General features: G+C 45.7%; 19 protein-coding genes. 10 read left to right on the plus strand and 9 right to left on the minus strand.

The features are described 5' to 3' along the window. Positions 1-173 precede the first annotated feature (173 nt). Together HH301_RS12155 and trpE are read left to right on the plus strand one after the other, a co-directional pair. Positions 174-2036, plus strand: a complete 1863-nt coding sequence (locus tag HH301_RS12155) for a SurA N-terminal domain-containing protein (RefSeq protein WP_169569169.1) — start codon at positions 174-176, stop codon at positions 2034-2036. A gap of 2 nt (positions 2037-2038) precedes the next feature. After that, entirely contained in the window at positions 2039-3556 is a 1518-nt protein-coding gene (gene trpE / locus HH301_RS12160) for an anthranilate synthase component I (protein WP_169569170.1), read from the plus strand. A 13-nt stretch (positions 3557-3569) separates the two neighbouring features. Here the strand turns inward: trpE and HH301_RS12165 are convergent, their stop codons facing one another. Further along, the gene (locus HH301_RS12165; protein WP_169569171.1) at positions 3570-4751 is read right to left on the minus strand and encodes a divergent polysaccharide deacetylase family protein; all 1182 of its coding nucleotides are present in this window, start codon (positions 4749-4751) and stop codon (positions 3570-3572) included. Between the two features lie 293 nt (positions 4752-5044). Here HH301_RS12165 and HH301_RS12170 point away from each other — a divergent pair, with 293 nt between their 5' ends. From HH301_RS12170 to lexA, 6 genes are all read left to right on the plus strand, one after another. Further along, complete coding sequence (locus HH301_RS12170; RefSeq protein ID WP_169569172.1) at positions 5045-5638, plus strand: anthranilate synthase component II; 594 nt, start codon at positions 5045-5047, stop codon at positions 5636-5638. 1 nt (position 5639) lies between these two features. Further along, positions 5640-6671: an anthranilate phosphoribosyltransferase gene (gene trpD, locus HH301_RS12175; RefSeq protein WP_206378283.1), complete on the plus strand. Its 1032-nt coding sequence runs from the start codon at positions 5640-5642 to the stop codon at positions 6669-6671. Continuing rightward, entirely contained in the window at positions 6671-7465 is a 795-nt protein-coding gene (gene trpC / locus HH301_RS12180; RefSeq protein WP_169569572.1) for an indole-3-glycerol phosphate synthase TrpC, read from the plus strand. Before trpD ends, trpC begins: the two co-directional genes overlap by 1 nt. A 4-nt stretch (positions 7466-7469) precedes the next feature. Further along, a complete protein-coding gene (gene moaC, locus HH301_RS12185) occupies positions 7470-7946 on the plus strand; it encodes a cyclic pyranopterin monophosphate synthase MoaC (protein WP_169569173.1) in 477 nt (158 codons plus the stop codon). After that, positions 7943-9157: a molybdopterin molybdotransferase MoeA gene (locus tag HH301_RS12190; protein WP_169569174.1), complete on the plus strand. Its 1215-nt coding sequence runs from the start codon at positions 7943-7945 to the stop codon at positions 9155-9157. The genes moaC and HH301_RS12190 overlap by 4 nt, the downstream gene beginning before the upstream one ends. Before the next feature lie 101 nt (positions 9158-9258). Further along, positions 9259-9993, plus strand: coding sequence for a transcriptional repressor LexA (gene lexA, locus HH301_RS12195; RefSeq protein WP_169569175.1), 735 nt, complete (start codon positions 9259-9261; stop codon positions 9991-9993). Here lexA and HH301_RS12200 read toward each other — a convergent pair. Next, positions 9990-12044 (minus strand): ComEC/Rec2 family competence protein, encoded by a 2055-nt coding sequence (locus HH301_RS12200; RefSeq protein WP_338091376.1) that lies wholly within the window; start codon positions 12042-12044, stop codon positions 9990-9992. The genes lexA and HH301_RS12200 overlap by 4 nt on opposite strands. Positions 12045-12202: 158 nt before the next feature. Here HH301_RS12200 and gltX point away from each other — a divergent pair, with 158 nt between their 5' ends. Continuing rightward, positions 12203-13612, plus strand: a complete 1410-nt coding sequence (gltX, locus tag HH301_RS12205) for a glutamate--tRNA ligase (protein ID WP_169569177.1) — start codon at positions 12203-12205, stop codon at positions 13610-13612. Between the two features lie 119 nt (positions 13613-13731). Then, complete coding sequence (gene gltA, locus HH301_RS12210) at positions 13732-15036, plus strand: citrate synthase (protein ID WP_169569178.1); 1305 nt, start codon at positions 13732-13734, stop codon at positions 15034-15036. Positions 15037-15238: 202 nt separating this feature from the next. Here the strand turns inward: gltA and lpxB are convergent, their stop codons facing one another. The 7 genes from lpxB to bamA all read right to left on the minus strand — a co-directional run bounded on the left by lpxB (position 15239) and on the right by bamA (position 22488). After that, the gene (gene lpxB, locus HH301_RS12215; RefSeq protein ID WP_169569179.1) at positions 15239-16423 is read right to left on the minus strand and encodes a lipid-A-disaccharide synthase; all 1185 of its coding nucleotides are present in this window, start codon (positions 16421-16423) and stop codon (positions 15239-15241) included. Continuing rightward, complete coding sequence (locus HH301_RS12220; RefSeq protein ID WP_240969451.1) at positions 16423-17292, minus strand: LpxI family protein; 870 nt, start codon at positions 17290-17292, stop codon at positions 16423-16425. Before HH301_RS12220 ends, lpxB begins: the two co-directional genes overlap by 1 nt. Further along, positions 17258-18040 carry an acyl-ACP--UDP-N-acetylglucosamine O-acyltransferase gene (lpxA, locus tag HH301_RS12225; protein WP_169569181.1) on the minus strand — a complete coding sequence of 261 codons (783 nt, stop codon included), beginning with the start codon at positions 18038-18040 and terminating at the stop codon, positions 17258-17260. The genes HH301_RS12220 and lpxA overlap by 35 nt, the downstream gene beginning before the upstream one ends. A gap of 99 nt (positions 18041-18139) precedes the next feature. After that, positions 18140-18604, minus strand: a complete 465-nt coding sequence (gene fabZ / locus HH301_RS12230; RefSeq protein WP_169569182.1) for a 3-hydroxyacyl-ACP dehydratase FabZ — start codon at positions 18602-18604, stop codon at positions 18140-18142. Then, positions 18601-19629, minus strand: a complete 1029-nt coding sequence (gene lpxD, locus HH301_RS12235) for a UDP-3-O-(3-hydroxymyristoyl)glucosamine N-acyltransferase (RefSeq protein ID WP_169569183.1) — start codon at positions 19627-19629, stop codon at positions 18601-18603. Before lpxD ends, fabZ begins: the two co-directional genes overlap by 4 nt. Next, positions 19629-20168, minus strand: a complete 540-nt coding sequence (locus HH301_RS12240; protein WP_169569184.1) for an OmpH/Skp family outer membrane protein — start codon at positions 20166-20168, stop codon at positions 19629-19631. Before HH301_RS12240 ends, lpxD begins: the two co-directional genes overlap by 1 nt. 37 nt (positions 20169-20205) lie before the next feature. After that, positions 20206-22488: an outer membrane protein assembly factor BamA gene (gene bamA, locus HH301_RS12245; RefSeq protein WP_206378285.1), complete on the minus strand. Its 2283-nt coding sequence runs from the start codon at positions 22486-22488 to the stop codon at positions 20206-20208. Between the last annotated feature and the right edge of the window lie 24 nt (positions 22489-22512).

Raw genomic sequence — 22512 nt, forward strand, 5'->3', positions numbered from 1 at the left:
TTACGAATATTTCCCGCTCATATGCCATTTTTTTTAGGAGAAAGATACCTCTTTGAGAATTTCCGTGTTGAGCGAGGAGGTCTTAGCTCATATCATGGCGCGCTCTAGCGGGGGTAAGTCCCTGATAACGGTTAAATAAAGACATTAAGTGTTGGGAAAATATGCTTCATTCCATGCGTAAAGGAGCCAGTGGGTGGCTCGCCAAAGGATTGCTATTACTGTTGGTCGCAAGTTTCGGCCTTTGGGGTATTGGCGGTGACATGCTGGGAAGTTCTGTGGGCAGTGATGTTATCGAAGTTGGTGACCAGACCGTCTCCTTAGGTGAATTTCAAAGAGAATACCGGAACCGTCTAAATCAGGTCTCCGCTTATTTTGGACGTCAGATAACAACAGAAGAAGCGAAACAGTTCGGTGTTACCCGAAGCACCATTGCAAGTATGAAAACGCGACTTCTGGAACAGGAACGTGTGCGGGAGCTCCATCTTGGTGTAACCGATGATCAGGTTGTCTCAGAAATTCAAACAAATCCAAACTTCAAAAATGCAGCTGGAAATTTTGACCGTTTAAGATTTGAAACTTTGCTTCGCCAAAACGGATATTCAGAAGCTGAGTATGTAAATATCTTGAAAGATGAAATCCGTCGTCGGCAATTGATGCAAACAGTGTCCTTGTACAAAGATACAGCCCCAGCTTTCGCAGTCGATCAACTGTTCAATCACTATCTTGAAAAAAGAGTGGCAACCTACGTGGAAGTTTCTGATAGTACCGCTGGTGACGCTCCTACCCCGACAACTGAGCAGCTACAGGCGTATATCGACGAAAACAAAGATGCTTTTATGGCTCCAGAATACCGTAAAGCCGTTTTCCTCTATATTTCTCCTGAAGATTTTACGGATCAAGTCAATGTAACTGAAGAGCAGATCAAAGCGGAATATGAGGCTCGCTCTAGTGAGTTCATTTTGCCAGAAAAACGGGAAGTCTTCCAAATGATCTTCGATACTGAAGAACAGGCACAGGAAGCAACGGCCCGGCTGACAGGCGGCTCCGACTTCGCTGCAGTAGCAAGTGAAATGCTTCAGTTGACAGAAGCTGACATCAATCTTGGGAGTTTAACGAAAACAGAATTGCTTGATGAGTTGCAGGAACCTGTTTTTGCAACCCCCGCAGGCGGCTCAACGGCTCCTGTGAAAACCATCCTTGGCTGGCACATTCTGAAGGTCAATAAGGTTGAAGAAGGCCGGACCCGACCAATAAGTGAGGTCAAAGCAGAGCTTGAGAAAGACATTGCCCTGCGCGGGGCGGCAGACATTGTCTATGATAAATCCATTGCTTTACAAGATGAGTTTGCAGGCGGCGCTTCAATTGAAGAAGCTGCCAACGCAATCGGGGTAAAAGCCAAGACAATTGACTGGACCGATGCGAACGGATTGAACTTGCAGGGACAACCGTCAAACAATCTTCCAGCCCTAAATGAATTTACGGCCACCCTATTTTCCACAGAAACAGGAGTAGAGGCAGAGCTGAAAGAAGCCGGAACCGGTATTCATTATGCCTTGGAAGTAACTGATATTAAGGCTGCTGCAGTAAAAGATCTGGAGACCGTAAAAGATCAAGTTACCGAAGCCTGGCAAGCAAATTGGCTGCATGAAGAAAACCAAAAGCAAGTCACAGCCTTACTTGAAAAAGTCAAAGGTGGAAGTTCACTTGAAAGCCTGGGTTATGCAGTTAAGACCACTGTTCCAGGCACACGAACTGGTAAGATTGCAGGTCTTGCACCTGCAGCAGTTGACAGTCTTTTCTCCCTTAAAGAGGGGGAATTCGCTATGGGTGAGAATGATAGCAAAAATGGGTATGTCATCTTTACCGTTCGTGAAATCGTGCCTGCTGATAAAAGTAAGGACAAGGCTGTATACAGCCAGCTAACAACTGAGCTTACCGAAGGTATGAGCCGGGATCTAAACGAGCAGTATATGTCCTATCTGGAAAAGGAAATCGGTTTCTCCGTAAAAACCGGCCTGATTGAGGAATATTTCTAATTATGTCAATTCAGCCCGCCTTTTCAGATTTTAGTGAAGGCTTCGATCAAGGAAAATCCCAAGTCCTTTGGACAACCCTTGTTGCAGATCTGGAAACGCCAGTTTCCGCGATGATGAAGCTGGCAGAAGGAAAGGCAAATTCTTTTCTTCTTGAATCCGTGGAGGGCGGAGCTGTAAGGGGCCGCTATTCCATTATTGGTATGAAGCCGGATTTGATTTGGCGGTGTGACGGCAAACAGGCACGTATAAACCGAACGGCTCGATTTGACCCTGAAGCGTTTGTTGCGATCGAAGAGCCGGTCCTGGAAAGCCTGCAAAACCTTATCGACGAAAGTCACATAGATCTTCCTCCTCATCTGCCCCCAATGGCAGCTGGCCTGGTTGGTTATATGTCATATGATACGGTTCGATTGATGGAGAACATTCCAGATTCAAATCCCGATGATATGAACTTGCCAGACGGAATGTTCATCCGCCCAACTGTGATGGCTATCTTTGATAGCATTTTGGATGTGGTGACCATCGTAACGCCTGTTTGGGTTGGAGATGGACGTTCCGCTCAGACTGCCTATAACCACGCGGCCGAGCGTCTTTCCGACGCCGTTAATGATTTTTCCAGAAGCCTGCCACATTCGGTATCTATGGATGTTCAGGAAATGGAGATGCCTGAGCCAAGTTCCAATACCACCCGGGAAGAATTTCACTCGATGGTAGAAAAGGCAAAGGACTACATCAGAGCCGGTGATATTTTCCAGGTTGTTCCAAGCCAGCGTTTTGAACTTCCTTTTACCCTTCCATCGCTTTCTCTATATCGGGCGCTACGCCGGACCAACCCCTCCCCGTTTATGTTTTACTTGAACTTTGGGGACTTCTCAGTAGTGGGGTCCAGTCCCGAAATTCTGGTTCGATTGCGCGATGAGACGGTTACAATCCGACCACTTGCAGGCACCCGTCCTCGCGGCTCAACTGCGGCCGAAGATAAAGCGTTGGCTGATGATCTGCTTAATGATCCAAAAGAGTTGGCCGAACATTTGATGTTGTTGGATTTGGGGCGAAATGATGTTGGTCGCGTAGCCCGTATTGGCAGCATCAATGTGACAGAAAAATTCGTCATCGAAAACTATTCCCATGTGATGCATATCGTCTCCAACGTTGAAGGGAAGATCCAGGAAGGCTTGACCGCGATTGATGCGCTAAAGGCTGGTTTTCCAGCAGGTACAGTCTCCGGTGCGCCAAAGGTGCGTGCTATGGAAATTATTGATGAACTGGAAAAGTCGCGCCGTAGTGTTTATGCCGGTGCCGTTGGATATTTCTCTGCAAACGGAACAATGGATACCTGTATTGCTCTTCGGACGGCTGTCGTTAAAGATAATAAAATCTACATTCAGGCTGGTGCCGGCATCGTTGCAGATAGCGACCCTGAATCTGAGTACCAGGAAACTGTGAATAAAGCCAAAGCAATGGTTCGCGCGGCTCAAGAGGCTGTCCGTTTTGCAAGTGAAGGAAGCGGAAACCGCTAATCTGATCAACCTTCTAGTTCAGTTTTAAAGCTGTTTGGTAGATAAGAGCTGTCGAAACAGGAACAAACTGGAACCCAGCCGCATTCACTTTGGGCATCCATTGGGAAAGGGCTGCTATCGTTTCCGGATAGGGATGTCCGATCGCGATAGCAATTCCATTTTTGGCCGCCAGTTTTTCTACTTTTGAAAGCTGATTTAGGATCTTCGCGACATTAATTTCATTATCAATAAAGACATCCCGATTTCCCGTTGGAAGCTGTCGGGACTTGGCAAAGGAATAACCGACGCTTTTGGCTGTCGTCCGGCTATCTAGAAATAGAAGCCCCCGCTTAGCAATCTCGTCCATGACAATAGTCATTCCAGGGGCATATGCTGTAAACTTGCTTCCCATGTGATTATTGACACCAACATAACCTGTAAAACTATCCAGGTTCTTCTGCGTCCGCCGCCGGATTTCTTCTTCAGAAAGCTCAGTTAGCAAGGCATCTGGCCCAGGGTCCACAGATGCACTCGATGGTTCCATCGGCAAGTGGAGCATAACTTCATGCCCTCTACTACGTGTCTTCTTTGTATTCTCGTCCAGTTGATGCGCATAAGGTAAATAAGACAGTGTAATCGGTGTCGGAAGGTCAATCAGTTTGTTGACCCGGTCCGTATTCAATCCAACGTCATCAATCACAATAGCAATGAGGGGTTTGTTCGGCTCTAGCTGAACTGGAACTGCATAACGAACCCAAGCTTTCGAGGGGTCCGAAAGGCTTGGTGCTGAAATCTCGCCAGGGGAAAGTGCCGCTAAGTCCAGTTTATTGGAAGAAGGCGTTTGCGGATGCTGATCTAAAGGTTCCTCATACTGGGGAACTTTTTTGGGGTTGGAAGGGTCATAATTAAGGGCATCAATTGGTCGGCTTCCTGAATTATTTGGAGAATTCCGCTTTTCTACATCTCCAATTTCAGCCGTACCTACCGGTTTTTCTTTCGTCCAACTTGGTTGAAATACCTCTGTTGGCTGATCGGACTCTGCAGTTATGTTTTCCTTATCATCCTTCAGTAAAGTTCCAATCAGCATACCCGTGGTCAAGCTGAACATAAGAACGGCAACACAGAATATCAGCAAACGAACTGGTGAATTAAACAGCGTTTCAAAAACTGAGCTTTCAGCCTTCTCCTGTTTTTTCTTTTGATTTTTTCGCGACATTCTTGAGTTATCCTGACCTCATCATTTGGCCCTGCAAAATCGGTTTTAGAAGATAGTCGAACGAACTTCCATTCTTTTATTTAATTTCTAAAAATCCCCTATCTACCTCTCAGCCTATGGTAAAATTCTGACTGAACAATGGCGATAGATCGAAAACTCTTTAAATCTCCAGAATATCCGCAAATGAAGCCTTGACGGGACAGAAAAACCATTGAAACTAATCGTTTAAATCATTAAGCCCTTATTTCAGGGAAATTAGGCTAGCCTCAAGTGCCAGAGGGCAGGAAACCGAAATGATAATACTGATCGATAACTATGATAGTTTTACCTACAACCTCTACCATTTCTTGGGAGATTTGGGAGCTGATGTAAAAGTCTATCGCAATGACGTTGTTTCGGTTGATCAAATCTTGAATGAAAGTCCCACTGGGATTGTTCTTTCTCCTGGTCCCTGTACGCCTGATAAAGCTGGCATTTGTTTGAATATGGTAAAATCTGCAGCGGCAACAAAACTTCCCTTATTGGGAGTTTGCCTTGGGCACCAATCTTTGGGGCAGGCTCTAGGTGGAAGGGTCATTCGGGCAGGAGAATTAATGCATGGCAAGACATCTCCTATTCATCATACCGGTAAAGGTGTGTTTAAAGATCTTTCAAGTCCCCTCACCTGTACCCGTTATCATTCATTGATTGTTGAGCGTGAGACATTGCCAGACTGCTTTGAAGTGACCGCAGAAACGTCAGATGGAACGATCATGGGAATGCAGCATAAAGAATTACCGCTCCACGGCGTTCAATTTCATCCAGAAAGCATTGCCTCCGAGCAAGGACATGCACTGTTACATAATTTCCTGAAAATGACAGGCGAAAATCTGAAAGCGGTTGCGTAAAATGGATGCTATGACGAGTTTCAAATCCCTGATTGCCAAAATAGCGAGTGGGAAATCCCTTAGCCAACAAGAAGCCAAAGAAGCGTTCAACATAATCCTTTCTGGTGATGCAACCCCTTCACAAATGGGTGGTTTTTTGATGGGTTTGCACATACGCGGTGAGACAGCCGATGAAATGATCGGGGGTGTTTCTGTTCTTCGGGAAAAAGCCAAGTATATTACAGCACCTGAGGGAGCGATTGATCTTGTTGGAACGGGTGGTGATGGCTTTGGAACTTTGAATATTTCGACGGCTGCCGCATTTGTCGTAGCCGGGGCTGGCGTGCCAGTTGCCAAGCATGGCAATAAAGCCGCTTCTTCCCGTTCAGGAACAGCAGACGTGCAGGCAGAGCTTGGTATCAACACCGAATGTGACCTCTCTTTGACCGAAAAAGCAGTTCATGAGGCGGGGATCGGATTTATGGTCGCCTATCGTCATCACGGTGCCATGCGTCATGTGGGACCTACCCGGACAGAACTTGGTATTCGGACAATTTTCAATCTGCTAGGCGTGATGTCAAATCCTGCTGCCGTCAAAAGGCAATTGACAGGCGTTTATGATCCCCGCTGGATGCTGCCGATGGCAGAGACATTGAAAGAACTGGGATCTGAACATGTGTGGATCATGCATGGCACAGATGGTCTGGATGAGCTAACAACGACGGCCCCTTCCCTTGTGGCTGAGTTGAAAGACGGCAAGATCACTGAGTTTGAAATCAATCCAGAAGATGTTGGGCTCCCCAAGGCTAAAATGGAAGATCTCATCGGAGGCACACCTGAACAGAACGCGAAAGCTCTTATGGCCTTGTTACAGGGAGAGAAAGGTCCCTATCGCGACATTACTTTATTGAACGCTGCGGCAGGCCTCATCGTGGGGGGTAAATGCACCGATCTGAAAGATGGTATTGAGCTGGCATCGGCTTCTATAGATAGCGGCAAAGCATTGAACGCCATGAATGAATTGAAACGTATCACAAACATGACTGTATCCTGATTATGAGTATTCTTGCAAAAATTTGTGCAGACAAAGAAGAGCACATTGCCGCTTGTAAACAGCGGAAGTCTTATGCAGACCTTGAAGAAGCTGCCAAGCAGGCGTCTGCCCCTCGCGGGTTTCTAAATGCCCTTCGAAAAGCCAGGCAGGATGGTCGTTACGGGTTGATTGCGGAAGTCAAAAAAGCTTCCCCTTCAAAAGGCTTGATCCGCGCAGATTTCAATCCTCCAGCTCTAGCAAAAGCCTATGAAGAAGGCGGAGCAACCTGTATGTCTGTGCTCACTGACATTCCCTATTTCCAAGGTGCTGACGAATATTTAGTTGCGGCCAGAGAGGCTGTATCCCTACCTGCCCTTCGCAAGGACTTCATGCTGGATACTTATCAAGTGATGGAGGCTAGAGCTCTGGGAGCAGATTGTATTCTTCTGATTATGGCTGCATTGTCTGATGCGCAGGCGCAGGAGCTTGAAGCCGCGGCGTTTGAACTTGGTATGGATGTACTGATTGAGGTTCATGACGCAGAGGAATTGGATCGCACTGCTGTTTTGAAAAGCCCTCTCATCGGAATTAACAACCGAAATCTTAAAACGCTGGAAGTGGATATTGCTACGACAGAAAAGTTAGCAAGTGGACTGCCTCCAGAATGTGTCGCCGTTAGTGAAAGCGGCCTTTATACACCAGCAGATCTTGCTCGAATGGAAAAAGCCGGTTGCGGATGCTTCCTCGTTGGAGAGAGTCTTATGCGACAAGAAGATGTGGCAGCGGCAGTACGCAACCTTTTAACCAAGGAATAGTCATATGTCTGGCCTCACTCACTTTGATGAAAACGGTGCTGCACATATGGTTGATGTTGGGGATAAAGACATCACAAAGCGCTCCGCGACAGCAACAGCCCGTGTTTTGATGAAGCCGGAAACCTTCGACTTGATTGTCGAGGGAAAGGCAGCAAAAGGAGATGTTCTAGGTGTCGCCAGATTGGCCGGGATTATGGCGGCAAAGAAGACATCTGATTTGATCCCTCTATGCCATCCATTAGCCCTCACAAAGGTCGCCGTAGAGTTTGAACTACACAAAGAAGAAGCCGCGGTAGATGTATTTGCGACCTGCGAGTTGAAAGGTAAGACAGGAGTAGAAATGGAGGCTTTGACCGCCGTGAGTGTAGCTTCTCTTACCATTTATGATATGTGCAAAGCTGTTGACAAAGGAATGGTGATTACGCAAACCCGCCTTTTGGAAAAAACAGGTGGAAAATCAGGAACCTATAAAGCGTTATGATATCAGTAGATGAAGCTCGCTCGAATATCCTGAAGACTATAAAGCCGGTTGCGACGGAAACAGTTTCTATTGCAGATGCTGTCGGACGGGTTCTTGCAGAACAAGTGAGAGCAAGACGAACGCAACCCCCTCAGGACTTATCTGCGATGGATGGCTATGCGGTTAAAGCAGAGGATGTTCAAGCTGTCCCTGTTGAGTTGACAGTTATTGGTGAAGCAGCGGCAGGTGGACATTATGCTGGTACTGTTTCAAAAGGTGAAGCCGTTCGCATTTTTACCGGCGCACCGCTTCCTGCTGGTACAGATACAATTATTATCCAAGAGGATACAGAGCGAACTGAGAACAAAGTCTTGATAAAAGAGGCTGCACCTTATGGCTGTTATGTTCGTAAAGCAGGTATTGATTTCTCCGAAGGCCAGCTTGGCCCTATACCGGGTACAAAACTCTCCCCCAGAGACATCGGGCTTTTAGCTGCAATGAATATTCCTTGGGTCACAGTCCGGCGAAAACCAAGAATTGCCTTGCTATCGACCGGCGATGAACTCGTTCGCCCTGGGGAACCGATTGGCGCTAACCAAATTATTTCAACGAACAGTCTTGTTGTCGCTGCCATGGTCCGTCAGGCAGGCGGCGAGCCTATAGATCTTGGTATAGCAAAAGATAACGAAGACTCGCTTCGCCAGATGGCAAGCGGGGCAAATTCAGCTGATATGTTGGTTACTTTAGGCGGTGCATCAGTAGGAGATCATGATCTAGTTCAAACAGTTCTTGGAAAAGAAGGCTTAAAAGTCGATTTTTGGCGAATTGCCATGCGGCCTGGTAAACCACTGATGTTTGGGGATTTGCAAGGAACACCTATGCTGGGAATGCCGGGAAATCCTGTTTCCAGCATGATCTGTAGCTATATATTCCTTTATCCTGCCCTTTATGCTTTGATGGGAATGAAACTTTCTAAACCTCCTGTTGTTCCCGCAATTCTGGCACATGATCTTAAAGAGAATGATCGCCGTGAAGATTACATGCGTGCTCGGATTGTAGGTGAGCAAGATGGCTTGCCAGTAGTTGAATTGTTTAATAATCAAGACAGTTCTCTTCTCTCGTCTTTATCAACAGCAAACTGCCTCATCAGAAGAGAGCCTTTTGCTGAACCTGCCGCGAAAGGGAGTGTTGTTGGCCTCATTCATCTTTCAAGAGAATATCCGGATTGCTAAAATCCTTTTTGGCGATTTTTCAATAAAATCTTGACCTCTTGATAGAACCTTTGTAGAACATTTATAAATGTTTTTGTTTTGTTCTGAAGGGGCGAGGACAGATGCTCACCAAAAAACAACATGAACTTCTCATGTATATTCACACTTATCTTGAAGATAGAGGTGTTTGCCCATCATTTGATGAAATGAAAGAAGCATTAGATCTGAAGTCCAAATCTGGCATTCATCGATTGATTACGGCCCTTACCGAACGCGGCTTTATTCGAAGACTTCCGCATAGAGCGCGAGCTTTGGAAGTGTTGAAACTTCCAGATGCAGTTCTCCCGGAAGGAATTGCAAAGCGGCACCATCGTTCTTTGCCCCCTAGCAGTGAAGGAACCGTTGTAAAAGGCGACTTTGGTGGCAAAAATCAAGTTCATGGACAAAGCCCGTCATCACCTGAGAGTGAGCATGCGAGTGTCAGTTTGCCATTGTTTGGTCGCATTGCGGCCGGCATGGGAATTGAGGCCCTCTCAGATCCAAACAGTTTTGTTGATATTCCGCCGGCTCTGTTGGGAAATGGCGATCACTACTGTTTGGAAGTTGATGGCGACAGTATGATTGAGGCTGGTATTAATGATGGCGATACGGTTATCATTAATGAATGTAAAACAGCTGAAAATGGCGCAATAGTTGTTGCTCTCATCGACGATGAAGAAGTTACGCTAAAGCGTATACGGCGCAAAGGAAATACTGTAGCGCTGGAAGCTGCAAACCCTAAATATGAAACTCGGATTTTTGGGCCAGATAGGATCAAGGTTCAAGGAAAGTTGGTCGGTCTTTTTCGGAAATATTAATTTCCATTCCTGTCTGAAGATGTGCTCCCAACATGTCTGACCCAGGGCCGATCACCCCTACCCCCGTTTACAGTCTGTAGACGGGGTTTTTCTGTGTTTAAGTAAATCGCATGTGCTCCATTTCGCCAGAAATCAAAATAATCAATTATCAGCTCCGGTTTTTCGCAGCCTCTAAACACAGGTTTACTTGAAATTAGAATATTTGAAAAATTGCAGTCACTTCTATGAGAAGTCTTGTTTTCAGAATAGGTAACCCTGTAATCCTTTTGCTTCCAACTACAGCCCAATGGATCACAATTACCTTTTAGGTCATTGAACTTTTTGTCTTTCAAAAAAGCCGTTAGAGAAGCTGTTCCATAATAGGATTGCCAACGGTCCTGTTCAAATCTGTCATGACGCCGGGAATTTACCAAAGTCGCATTATCAGTATGGATGAGAACTAGTTTTCCACTTTCAGAGACCAGTATATCCGGAAGTTTATTTTGTATCTGCAGGACGAAAGCGAATGACATTGGGAGAACCATCAGATATTGAACCCTACTTTTCATGGCCAGGAACCCTAATCCAGACAGGGAAATAAGAACAACGATTTCAGTTGAAAAAGGGACAACTTTCAAACTTGCGTAAGGAAGAGAGGCCCCCCAGCTTGCCAACTCAACCACTTTCTCAACACCCATCGCAGAGAGGTTTAAAGCGATTGAGGAAAGATCAAATGGCATCAACAGGAACCCGAGAATAGCCCAGGGCATGATCCAAAACCCCATTAGGGGTATTGCGATTAGGTTCGTCACAACACCTGCTACTGCTAACTGGCCGAAATGGTGAATTGAAAATGGTGCCGTTGCAGCAGAAGCCACCAAGGATGTAAAAGCGACACCCGATAGGTACAGAACCGGACGCAAAGCAAAGTGGCTCTTACCATGGAGGATGAATAGCTTTTCGCCCCATTTTTCATAGACCGCTATCAGGCAGAAAACCGCAGCGAATGACATTTGAAAACTCGGCCCTAACATACTTTCTGGCATAATAAGAAGGATCAAGAGGGCTGCTATGGAGAGGTTTCGAAGGGAGATCGCACGTCTGTCCAAGCAAATCGCCAAGAAGACCAATGTAATCATCAAATAAGCCCGTATGGCTGATATCGACAGGCCACTGATTGCCAGATACCCTGTGACAGCAGTTATAGCAATACAGGCAGATATTTTCTTTATTGGATAATTTAAGGCAATTGGGGGAATACAACTCAAAACTAGCCTTGTAAGGAAGAATATAAAACCACCCAACATCATCATGTGAAGCCCCGAGATGGCCAGCAAATGGGCAAGGCCAGAATTGCGCATGTCGTCTTTGAGCTTGTCTGTCAGTTTACTTTTTTCGCCCACCATGATGGCAAGAAGAAAACCCGTTTGTTCATCAGGGGTATTATTCTCAATATGCCGGGCGATCTGATGACGGATGGTTTCGACATCAACCAAAGATCCTTGTTTTTTAAGAATGTCTGGTTTTGAGACAGCATATCCAACGGCCCCTATTCCCTGGAAATACAGATCTCGCTGAAAGTCGTATGACCCGGGATAGACAGGTGCTGGGGGTGGCAACAATACTGCTTTTATCTCGATGATATCGCCTGGAGCTAAATCATCCACTCCGGTGCGAACAGTTAGTCGTATTTTGACAAGAGTATCAATGGAAGCATCATTTGAACGCACATTTTGTAAAACCACCCTTGGCGCTTTCTTGTCCAACTCCACATGGGCCACTGTTGCTGTCAGGGTGCCAAAGCTTCTTTTTTGAAGAACGGGTGAAGAAACAAGGGTCTCCCGTATTTTTGCACTGGAAAAACCGATGGATAGTGAGACTGAGATAACAAGTAATAACAGAAGGTAATAACTTGCCCGTAGCTTAAGAGCTATCACCACTAAGGGCAAAAAAAACACGGGTAATAAGGCCCATATAAAATCAGGCTCGTTTTTTAAGCGAGAAATAAATCCCGATCCCTGCCCCAACAAGAACAGGCAAAAAATAAAAGAACTGTTCCCGCTCTTCCTCAAGAGTGGCCATTAGTTGCCGTATGAATTCTCTGATAATGCCCCCCTTAATCGCAAGCCCGGACTTGCTCTTGTCTTAAACAACGAGTAAAAATGCCCGGGAATCAGAGTTTAGGTACTATTCTAAACCAGGAATTGAATTTTTAATAAAGTAATTTGCCATGACTGTTGTGACCCGCTTTGCTCCGTCTCCTACCGGTTTTCTCCATATTGGAGGAGCTCGTACTGCCTTGTTCAACTGGCTGTTTGCAAAACACCATCAGGGAAAGTTTCTGCTACGGATTGAAGACACTGATCGGGAACGCTCTACTGAAGAAGCAATTGACGCCATTTTGGCTGGCATGAAATGGCTAGGCTTGGATTGGGACGGGGAACCAACTTATCAGTTCTCCAGAAAAGATAGACACATTGAAATCGCCAAACAGCTCATTGATGAGGGAAAAGCCTATTATTGCTATGCCTCCAAGGAAGAGTTGCAAGAGATGCGTGAAAAAGCGCGCGAAGAAGGCCGGGCACCGGGGTATGATGGCCGTTGGCGGGACAGAGATCCATCTGAAGCTCCTGAGGGTGTTGATCCGGTTGTTCGCTTTAAATCACCAAATGAAGGCGAAACCGTTATTCGGGATCAGGTTCAAGGCGACGTTACAATTAAAAACAGTCAACTGGATGATCTGATCCTCCTTCGGGCTGACGGCACGCCGACATATATGTTGTCAGTAATCGTTGATGATCACGATATGGGCGTAACACATATAATTCGAGGCGATGATCACCTGACAAATGCGGCTCGTCAGATACAGCTTTATAACGCGCTGGGATGGGAAGTGCCTGTCATGGCCCATATTCCCCTAATTCATGGCCCAGACGGTGCTAAGCTGTCTAAACGCCATGGCGCTCTTGGCGTTGAGGCTTATCAGGAAATGGGATACTTGCCAGAAGCCTTGCGCAATTATCTTCTGCGGCTGGGTTGGTCACATGGAGATGATGAAATTATCTCTACTGAACAGGCGATCGAATGGTTCAACCTGGAAGCGATTGGGAAATCTGCCGCGCGATTTGACTTTGCAAAACTGGAAAATCTGAATGGAACCTATATCCGAAATGCAGAAGATCGCTATTTGACAGAGCTGATTAAACCCCTTCTAGAAAAGAAATTTGATTGTAAAATCAACGACCAACAGTTTACAGCCATCGAAAATGCGATGAACGGCTTGAAAGAGAGAGCAAAATCAGTAATATCCCTTGCAGATAGCGCAGCTTTCTTACTGGCCAAACGGCCCCTGACAATGGATGAGAAGGCGTCTAAGCTATTAGATGACAATTCAATTCTGGTCCTGCAGAAACTAGCAGATCGACTGGAAGCTCTTGGTAATTGGGATAAAGATCACATCGAAGGGGTGGTGCGGGAGACTGCCGACTTGGAAGACCTGAAGCTGGGCAAAATTGCGCAACCCTTAAGGGCAGCTTTGACAGGAACAACAGTATCTCCCGGTATCTTTGACGTATTGGAGGTTTTGGGCAAAGAAGAGTCCATAGGCCGGATCAGAGATACAAATAAAACAGAGAGTTAAGGCAAATTGCCAATTTCGTAAGTATTTACGAAGCCTTTTAGCCCCCTATTCCTTGGGGGGTGTCAATATAGTCGAGACCAGCACCTATCCGTTGGTTTCCAATACAGAGGAATATTTTTATGAGTGGCTCTAAAGAAAACGGTACAGTCCAACTCAATGAAGGCTCTTCCAATACGGATTTGCCTATGCTTGAAGGAACTGTAGGCCCGAAAGTAATCGATATCCGCAAGTTGTATGCGCAAACAGGTCACTTTACCTACGATCCTGGTTTTACCTCCACCGCTTCTTGTGACTCAGCAATTACCTTTATTGACGGTGAAAAAGGTATCCTGATGCATCGGGGATACAAAATTGAAGAGCTAGCTTCTCAGAGCGATTTTACTGAGGTCTGCTACCTTCTGTTGAAAGGCGAGTTGCCAAACGCTGAGCAGAAAGCAAAATTCTCAAAAGACATCACCTATCACACCATGTTGCATGAGCAGCTGACACAATTCTTTAAAGGATTCCGTCGGGATGCGCATCCAATGGCCATTATGGTTGGTGTTGTTGGTGCACTGTCAGCCTTCTATCACGATAGCACTGACATTAATGATCCACATCAGCGGATGATTGCAAGCTATCGCCTGATTGCGAAGATGCCAACGATTGCTGCAATGGCCTACAAATACTCTGTTGGTCAGCCATTTATCTATCCAAATAATGAACTGTCATATGCAGAAAATTTCTTGCACATGACGTTTAGCGTTCCTGCAGAAAACTATAAACTTTCCCCAACTTTGGCGAAAGCAATGGACCGGATCTTCATTCTGCATGCTGATCATGAACAGAACGCTTCAACATCTACAGTTCGTCTGGCAGGCTCTTCTGGCGCGAACCCATTTGCTTGTATTGCAGCTGGTATTGCTTGTCTCTGGGGTCCTGCTCATGGTGGCGCGAATGAGGCCGTTCTTGCCATGTTGGAAGAAATCGGCTCTGTCGATCGTGTTCCTGAATTTATTCAGAAAGCCAAAGACAAAAATGATCCATTCCGTCTCATGGGCTTTGGTCACCGGGTCTACAAAAACTACGATCCACGTGCGAAAGTTATGCAGCAGACTTGTTACGAGGTTCTTGACGAACTGGGTATCAAGGATGAGCCAATGCTTAAACTGGCAATGGAACTGGAGCGGATTGCTCTGGAAGATGAATATTTTGTAGAGAAGAAACTGTTCCCGAATGTGGACTTCTACTCAGGTATCATTCTGAAAGCTATGGGCTTCCCAACAAGCATGTTCACAGTGCTATTCGCCCTTGCCCGGACAGTTGGCTGGGTTGCACAGTGGAACGAAATGATGGAAGATCCTGGACAGAAAATTGGTCGTCCGCGTCAGCTTTACACTGGCTATGCTGAACGTCCGTTCGTACCATTGGTCAAACGGAAATAAGACCCAAAATGCGCTCCAACTTTTCAGCTCAAGCAAAGCTGAACCCTTCGGTACCCACCGAAGGGAAGGAGCGTTCGCGTAAAATGGTTCTGAAAGCGGTGAACGATAATCGGGCACCGCTTTCTTATTATCTCAAAAAATCTGTGATTTGGTTAGCCCCTGCAACAGGTTTGGCTATTTTTTTGGTTGCCTGGCTATCCAGCTAAACTTCGATACTTGACACTTCAAGCACTGTTTTCGCTGCTTTATCGGCAGGTCTTATATTTTTCTCTTGCAGTAATTGGACAGCTTCGTTGTACCCCTTTAACTGCTTTTGACGTGCACTTTTCTCTGACAATAAGGTTTCCAGTGCAGGAACCAAAAGCTCTGCCCGGCAATTGTCCAAAAGATATTCAGGAACGATTTCTGATTTCAACAGAATATTGACTAGGTTCACATAGTCTAGTTTTATCAAGCGCTTAGCTAAAAAAGCCGTTATCGGATGCATTCTATAAGCGATGACGCTTGGAAGCTTGGCGAGTGCCAATTCCAAACCAACAGTTCCTGAGGCTGCAAGTGCCACTTTAGCCGCAGCCATAGCATCATATTTATCTTGCTCGTTATCAATTAGGGTAACTGGGACAGACCAATTTTCAACAGTTTCGCGAACAATTTCAGCACTCTTTCCAACAATCGGCATAACGACTTTTAGATCTGAATGTTTGGTTGAAAGGTTCTGCACAACTAATTGAAATATCGGTAGATGTCGTGTTACTTCACTTCGACGACTGCCCGGCAGAACCATGAGAATTGGATCTTCTTTTACGGCCGGAAATTTGGATCGAAATCTTAAATAGTCTCCGTTATCGGCGCCGCTATCTAAAATTGAGTGCCCTACAAAAGTAGAATCTAATCCCTCTTTTTCAAAATAAGGTGGCTCGAACGGCAACAGCGTCAAAAGATGATCATACAAAGCAGCTATCTTTTTAGCTCTTCCCGGCCGCCAAGCCCATACTGAGGGGGCTACGTAGTGAAGTTTTGGAAAATTAACGCCTTGTAATTTTGCGGCAACCCGAAAACTAAAATCCGGGGCATCTATAGAGATGAAAGCATCAGGGTTATGAGTTCTAGCTGCTTTTGCAGTTTGCCTGATCCGCCTGAGGAGATTTCCTAGATTAGGGATCACTTCGGCGACACCCATAACGGTCAACTCCTCCATCGGAAACAAGCTTTTCAGGCCTTCCTGGAGCATCAAGGGACCGCCAACACCATAGAACCTCGCTTGAGCGGTATCGGGTAATCTGGATTTGATGGCTGACATCAGGCGCGCGCCTAAGACGTCGCCGGATGGCTCCCCGGCGATCAGAAAAAAAGTAACCTGTTTTTGATCTGTCCCCCGGGCATCCATTAATCTTGCTTTCGACTGAGAGCGAAGAGAAACAGGCCGGCATCATCCGCAGCTTTGATAATATTATCTTTATCTATAAGCAACGTATTCTCGGCTTCTATGGCAATACCTTTCAATCCTGCTTTTCTGGCTTGAGAAACAGTAGCAACCCCTATTGCCGGCATATCCGCCCTGAGTTCCTGTTCAGGTTTGGGTAATTTTACCAAAACGCCTGCTGGCTCTTCCCATTTTAAGGTTGAGCATCTTTCCAGCATGCTTTTAGTTCCTTCGGCAGCCTCCACGGCCAGGACATAACCGTTTCGCACGACAACGGCCTGACCAATGTCTAATCTGCCGATTACCTCCAGAACTTCCCTGCCCTTCGCTATGTCGTCCAAATCCTGTTCAGTGGGATTATAGGTTCCAAGGGTACCACTTGAGGTCAGGAATGAATTTTCCAGTTCGTGAGGGCCCACCACTTTAAAACCATTTTCTTCGATAAATTCGGTGATTGCTCTCAACAACCCATCATCACCCTTGCTTAAAGCCCCCCCAATTCGGGTTAACAGTTTCATGCCTTGGGCATCCGGCAAGATATTTTTAAAGTTTGGACGATTGACGGGGCCACAGAGAGTAACTGTTCGACAGTTGTTCTGTTTTAGAAGTTTAAGAAACTTTCCAATTTTTGTTATGGCGACAGTTTCAGTTGAAAACTCTTTATAATCAGAGGGGTCTGCCTCACCTTTCACCAATATTATGAAAAGTTCGCGTCCTTCTTGTTTCAGCTTTTTAGCCAACAGCAAGGGCAATTCCCCCTGCCCAGCTATTAAACCAATTGGACCGTCGTCTAAGCAGTTAGGGTTGGCAGAAACCACGTTTTGACTCCCCATTGATGAATTCGATCACCTGTTTAACAACGGACGACTGGGGGTATTTCTGAGTTACAAGCTGGATACGATCCTGGAAAGTTCCATCTTCAGTAAATAGATCTTTATAGGCATTTCGCATGGCGTGAATTTCTTCCCGCGGAAAATTACGACGCTTCATACCCGTCAGATTAAGACCTGCAAGCACTGCCCGATTTCCTGTTGCAGAACCAAACGGAATGATGTCTGTCTCCACTCCTGATGCTCCGCCAATCATGGCATGAGCCCCGATGCGCACAAACTGATGGACAGCGGACAATCCACCAATAATGGCGAAATCTTCAATAATAACATGCCCACCTAGCGTGGCATTATTCACAAGAATAACATGATCTCCGATCAAGCAATCATGAGCAACATGGGCTGCAACCATCAACAGACAATCATTGCCAACGCGTGTAATGGAGCCCCCACCTTCTGTTCCGGGATTAATAGTCACATGTTCTCGGATCGTACACCGATCCCCGATGATAACTTCACTATCTTCACCATGAAACTTAAGATCCTGCGGGGCATGCCCGATCGATGAAAACGGATAGATTACACAGTTGTCACCTATTGTTGTGCGACCAGCAACAGACACATGGGATTTTAACTCAGAACCAGCACCTATTTTAACGCCACTTTCTATAACGCAATAAGGGCCAATCTTCGCAGTTGGATCTATAACAGCACCATCTTCAATAACGGCGCTTTGGTGAATGTGGGACATAACAATGTGGCCTACTTAAAAGAAACTATGCCATAGCTAACAACTGATTGCCTTTTAGACAAATCACGTGTTGTTACATCGCATTACGATTAGAATGTCTTAGTCAGTAATCATCGCCGCAAATTCGGCTTCGGCAACCTTAGAGCCTTCAACTTCAACTATGCCCGTAAACTTCCAAACTGGGCCCCGCTGTTGTTTTTTGGTGACTTTAATCTCGAGAGTATCACCTGGTGTTACTGGCCGCCTGAAACGAGCATTATCAATGGACATAAATAGCACGTGCTTATTCGCTCCCACTGCATCCAGTGTTTTAATGACTAGAACAGCAGCTGTCTGCGCCATGGCCTCGACAATCATTACACCCGGCATAATTGGTCTGCCGGGAAAATGGCCTTGGAATTGAGGCTCATTGACCGTCACATTTTTAATACCGGTAGCAGAAGTGTCTGGAACAAGATCCTTAACGCGATCGACCAAAAGCAAAGGATACCGATGAGGCAGCATATTTAGAATATCCACAATCTCGATTGTATCCACAGTGGTCTTCTCTGTAGCCTCAGTCATTCCTTTTTTCCTTTAGGTTTAGAAAGTTTGCTTAACGTCGCAATTGATCTGAAAAATTCTTTTCGGGGTCGAGCTGGAAAGCCTGCATATACCTGCCCCGGTGGGATATCTGATATCACACCAGATTTGGCAGTAACTTGAGTGCCCATCCCAATTTTGATGTGTCCTGCAAGTCCAACCTGCCCCCCAAGGACCACAAAATCCTCTAACACGGAACTTCCAGAAACACCGGTTTGTGCGGCCAGGATACATCCTCGTCCCATCTGGACATTATGGCCAATCTGACAAAGATTGTCGATCCAGCACCCATCACCAATTATTGTGTCGGGCCCGGCACCACGGTCTATGGCCGTGTTTGCTCCTATTTCAACATTGCTGCCGATAAGAACCCGACCTAATTGTGGGATCTTTATGTGTCCTGATGGGTCTGGGGCAAACCCAAATCCGTCGCACCCAATTCGAACCCCAGAATGCAAAGTTACATTGTCACCAATATGACAAGCCTGCAGACTAACTTGAGAGGAAATTATACAATTCCGACCAAGTTTGACGCCCTCCTCGATTGACACTTGATTTTTGATGATAGTATCTCTGCCAATACGAACATTTTCCCCGATAATGGAGTACGCACCGATAGAAACATTTTCTCCTATCCGTGCAGTCGGCGCAATGACAGCCGTTGGGTGGATTTCACCAGTAGACTTTTCAGCTGGATAAAAATGCTGCGCGATTTTTGCATAAGACTTGTAAGGATCACCTGAAACCAGAACCGCAATGCCTTCAGGTGCGTGTTGAACCTGTTTTTCTGAAATAATGCAGGCAGACGCTTTTGTGGTTTTAAAAACTTCCACATATTTTGGATTACTGAGAAAACTAATTTCACCTGGGCCGGCCTGATCCAGTGAACCAACGTCAATAATCATCAGTTCAGACAAATCACTATTCAGAAGTGTTGCTCCAGAAATATCCGCTAATTCCTGAAGACGAAAAGGCCCCTCTTTTTTGAAAAAGCTTGCATCCGCCATCAGTTAGCCTGCGATAAAGGAACGATTTCCAGTTTCAATGACTTAAGCTGTGTATTTAAACGTTTAATAACCTCATCTGAGATATTCAGGCTTTTGACCCCAAAAATGATGTTACTTTTTTCCACTATCATGGTTGCGCCGACCGCGTTCGCAATGTCTGAAACAATGGGCTCCATTGTTTTTTCAATCTTTCGGATGGCAACTGACCGACTTCGCGCTAGTTGTTGTACCTTTTTCTGGTAGTCATTGCGATAACTAGCCCCCTTCCGGTTCAGATCGTCGACCTTTTGCCGGAAAACTTCAGGCGCTAAAATTGCCCGTTGTTCGTTCAATTTCTGCTGTTCTTCCCTGAAAGTTTGTTCCTGAGCCTGAACGTCTGTCTTAAGTTTTTGATCCGCTGTTTTCAATTGCCGATCAATATCCTGCATTGCGAGGGAATTTATCAGGACCTTACCCAGGTCAAGAACTGCAATTCTTTGCCCTTCTTCTGCCGACAAATTTGCTGTCGTCAATACCAAAAGGACTGGCAGTAAAGCCATTATCTGTTTTATTCGATAAATCATCATAACAGTCTAATTAGAAGCGGGTTCCAAATTCAAGCTGGAACACTTCCTCTTTGTCGTAATCTTCTTTCAAGAACGGATATGAAAAATTCACCTGGAGAGGCCCAAAAGGTGAAGTCCAGTTCACGCCAAAGCCCGCGGAAGCACGAATTGAAGGATCATCCACAATATCTGGATCATTGTCATCAATGTCTGTCAATGTACCGACATTGACAAACGTTCGTCCTAACAGTCCAAATTCTTCTGGGAAACCCATAGGGAAGCGAAGTTCAGCAGATCCAACAATATATGTGTTGCCACCTAGCGCATCATCCGTATTAGTATCTCTAGGTCCCAAACCAGCTTTTTCAAACCCTCTAAATGAGCGGCCGCCCAAATTAAACCGCTGGTTTACACCTACATCTTCACCTAAACCAAACACATAGCCTGTTTCTGCACCAACGCTAAAAACAACATCCCTCTCATAGACGGGGTAGAAGTAGACTATGTCGGCAATAGATGAAATTCCATAAACGTCACCGCCAAGACCATTAAAGGTCTGACCAAATGAATACCGATAACCTTCGGTCGGTAATAGGTTATCGTCTAGATAATTGACGGTAATCTTATAATTCACGCCAGATGTCAGCTCACGTCCTTCAGACCGCTGAATAACAGAAGAGGCATCACTATCGACATCACTGATTTCGAGATCCTCAATCGTATACCCGACAGAGGCAGAAACCCGTTCAGTTATGGGAAAACCAGAACGAAGTCTAAGTCCGATTTTTCTGAGATCATAACCTGACTCATCCTGGCGATCATCAATGATGCTGTATATATCGAAACCACCACTCATATCCTTACCCAAGAAATAGGGTTCGGTAAATCCAAGATCAATCTGCTGTGTCTCTGTACCGAGTGAGATTTTGAACCTAAGGTCCTGCCCTTTACCCAACAGGTTTCTCTCTCGGATTTGTAAATCGCCTGAAACAGAGTTTTCAGTCGAGAAACCTGCGCCAATACTCAGCTCACCTGTTGATTTTTCCTGTACATCAACGTTGATAACCGTTTTGTCAGGTGCTGACCCTTCATCTTGGGTCACTTCTACTTTTTCAAAAAAGTTGAGTGAGCGGATGCGTGATTGAGACCGGCGAAGAAGCGCTGTATTAAAGGCATCCCCTTCTACAAGCCGGAATTCACGTCGGATAACATGATCAAGTGTACGAACGTTACCAGTAATATTGATCCGTTCAACATATACCCTAGAGCCTTTATTGATCTCATAGGTGACACCAATCGTTAAATCATCAGGGTTTCTGTCAATTCTCGGACGGACATTCACGAAGGCATATCCAAGTTTGCCAAGCTCAAAGGTAATATTCTGGATGCTTTCTTCGATTTTATCAGCGTTGTATGTTTCGCCTTCAAAAGTCGTCAAGAGCGCCCTAACAGCTTCAGGCTGAAGATCCTTAATTTCACTTTTTACATCAATCTTGGCGAAGTTATATTGCTTCCCTTCATCCAAAGCGAAGGTGATAAAAAAGCCATCTCTATTTGGTGTAAGTTCAGCAACAGCGGATACAACCCTGAAATCGGCATAGCCTTTACTCAAATAATATTTTCTGAGCAATTCACGGTCATATGTCAGTCTGTCAGGATCGTATGTGTCACTATCAGACAGGAAATTATACCAACGGGTTTCTGTCGTGGATATTTGGCTCAATAGTCGACTATCAGAGAATTTCTTATTTCCGATGAAGCGAACCTTATTAATTCCAGTCTCTTCGCCTTCGTTAATCTCAAAGACTAGATCAACCCGGTTTTCTGGCAACTGAATGACTTTTGGCTCTACTACCGCTGCGAAACGACCACTTCGGCGATACACCGTAATAATTCGCTGAACATCGTTTTGAACCCTTGCACGTGTATACACAACGCGAGGTCGAAGTTGAACTTCTGCACTCAGCACTTCATCTTCAATTCTGAGGTTACCCTCAAATGCGAGACGATTGATGATGGGGTTTTCAACAACTGCAACAGTCACTGAGCTTCCATTTCGACGGATCGTGACGTCAGCGAATAGCCCTGTGTTAAAAAGAGCTTTTAGAGATTTGTCAACGCGGCCACGATCATAGGGAGAACCGACATCAAAAAGGAGATAAGATTTTACAGTTGCGGCTTCGATCCGCCGGTTACCTTCAACCCGAATTTCCGTGATACTGTTTGAGGTTTGCGCATGAGAGCTTCCGGGGTTTGCCACTACAGATCCAAGTGCTGCCATGGCCAGGAAGCAGACAATCAGTAAACTGCGCAATTTCAATCCCCCCAAATAGGAACT

This window comes from Sneathiella limimaris (assembly GCF_012932565.1).
Lineage (GTDB): Bacteria > Pseudomonadota > Alphaproteobacteria > Sneathiellales > Sneathiellaceae > Sneathiella > Sneathiella limimaris.

What these genes read in the sequence shown, in the direction of transcription:
- lpxD (WP_169569183.1), bottom strand. Translation starts at nt 19,629, where the DNA reads ATGGCGGATGCAAGCTTTTTCAAAAAAGAGGGGCCTTTTCGTCTTCAG.
- trpE (WP_169569170.1), top strand. Translation starts at nt 2,039, where the DNA reads ATGTCAATTCAGCCCGCCTTTTCAGATTTTAGTGAAGGCTTCGATCAA.
- HH301_RS12170 (WP_169569172.1), top strand. Translation starts at nt 5,045, where the DNA reads ATGATAATACTGATCGATAACTATGATAGTTTTACCTACAACCTCTAC.
- lexA (WP_169569175.1), top strand. Translation starts at nt 9,259, where the DNA reads ATGCTCACCAAAAAACAACATGAACTTCTCATGTATATTCACACTTAT.
- HH301_RS12190 (WP_169569174.1), top strand. Translation starts at nt 7,943, where the DNA reads ATGATATCAGTAGATGAAGCTCGCTCGAATATCCTGAAGACTATAAAG.
- gltX (WP_169569177.1), top strand. Translation starts at nt 12,203, where the DNA reads ATGACTGTTGTGACCCGCTTTGCTCCGTCTCCTACCGGTTTTCTCCAT.
- trpD (WP_206378283.1), top strand. Translation starts at nt 5,640, where the DNA reads ATGGATGCTATGACGAGTTTCAAATCCCTGATTGCCAAAATAGCGAGT.
- HH301_RS12240 (WP_169569184.1), bottom strand. Translation starts at nt 20,168, where the DNA reads ATGGCTTTACTGCCAGTCCTTTTGGTATTGACGACAGCAAATTTGTCG.
- HH301_RS12165 (WP_169569171.1), bottom strand. Translation starts at nt 4,751, where the DNA reads ATGTCGCGAAAAAATCAAAAGAAAAAACAGGAGAAGGCTGAAAGCTCA.
- HH301_RS12155 (WP_169569169.1), top strand. Translation starts at nt 174, where the DNA reads ATGCGTAAAGGAGCCAGTGGGTGGCTCGCCAAAGGATTGCTATTACTG.
- moaC (WP_169569173.1), top strand. Translation starts at nt 7,470, where the DNA reads ATGTCTGGCCTCACTCACTTTGATGAAAACGGTGCTGCACATATGGTT.
- gltA (WP_169569178.1), top strand. Translation starts at nt 13,732, where the DNA reads ATGAGTGGCTCTAAAGAAAACGGTACAGTCCAACTCAATGAAGGCTCT.
- HH301_RS12220 (WP_240969451.1), bottom strand. Translation starts at nt 17,292, where the DNA reads ATGGGGAGTCAAAACGTGGTTTCTGCCAACCCTAACTGCTTAGACGAC.
- lpxA (WP_169569181.1), bottom strand. Translation starts at nt 18,040, where the DNA reads ATGTCCCACATTCACCAAAGCGCCGTTATTGAAGATGGTGCTGTTATA.
- fabZ (WP_169569182.1), bottom strand. Translation starts at nt 18,604, where the DNA reads ATGACTGAGGCTACAGAGAAGACCACTGTGGATACAATCGAGATTGTG.
- lpxB (WP_169569179.1), bottom strand. Translation starts at nt 16,423, where the DNA reads ATGGATGCCCGGGGGACAGATCAAAAACAGGTTACTTTTTTTCTGATC.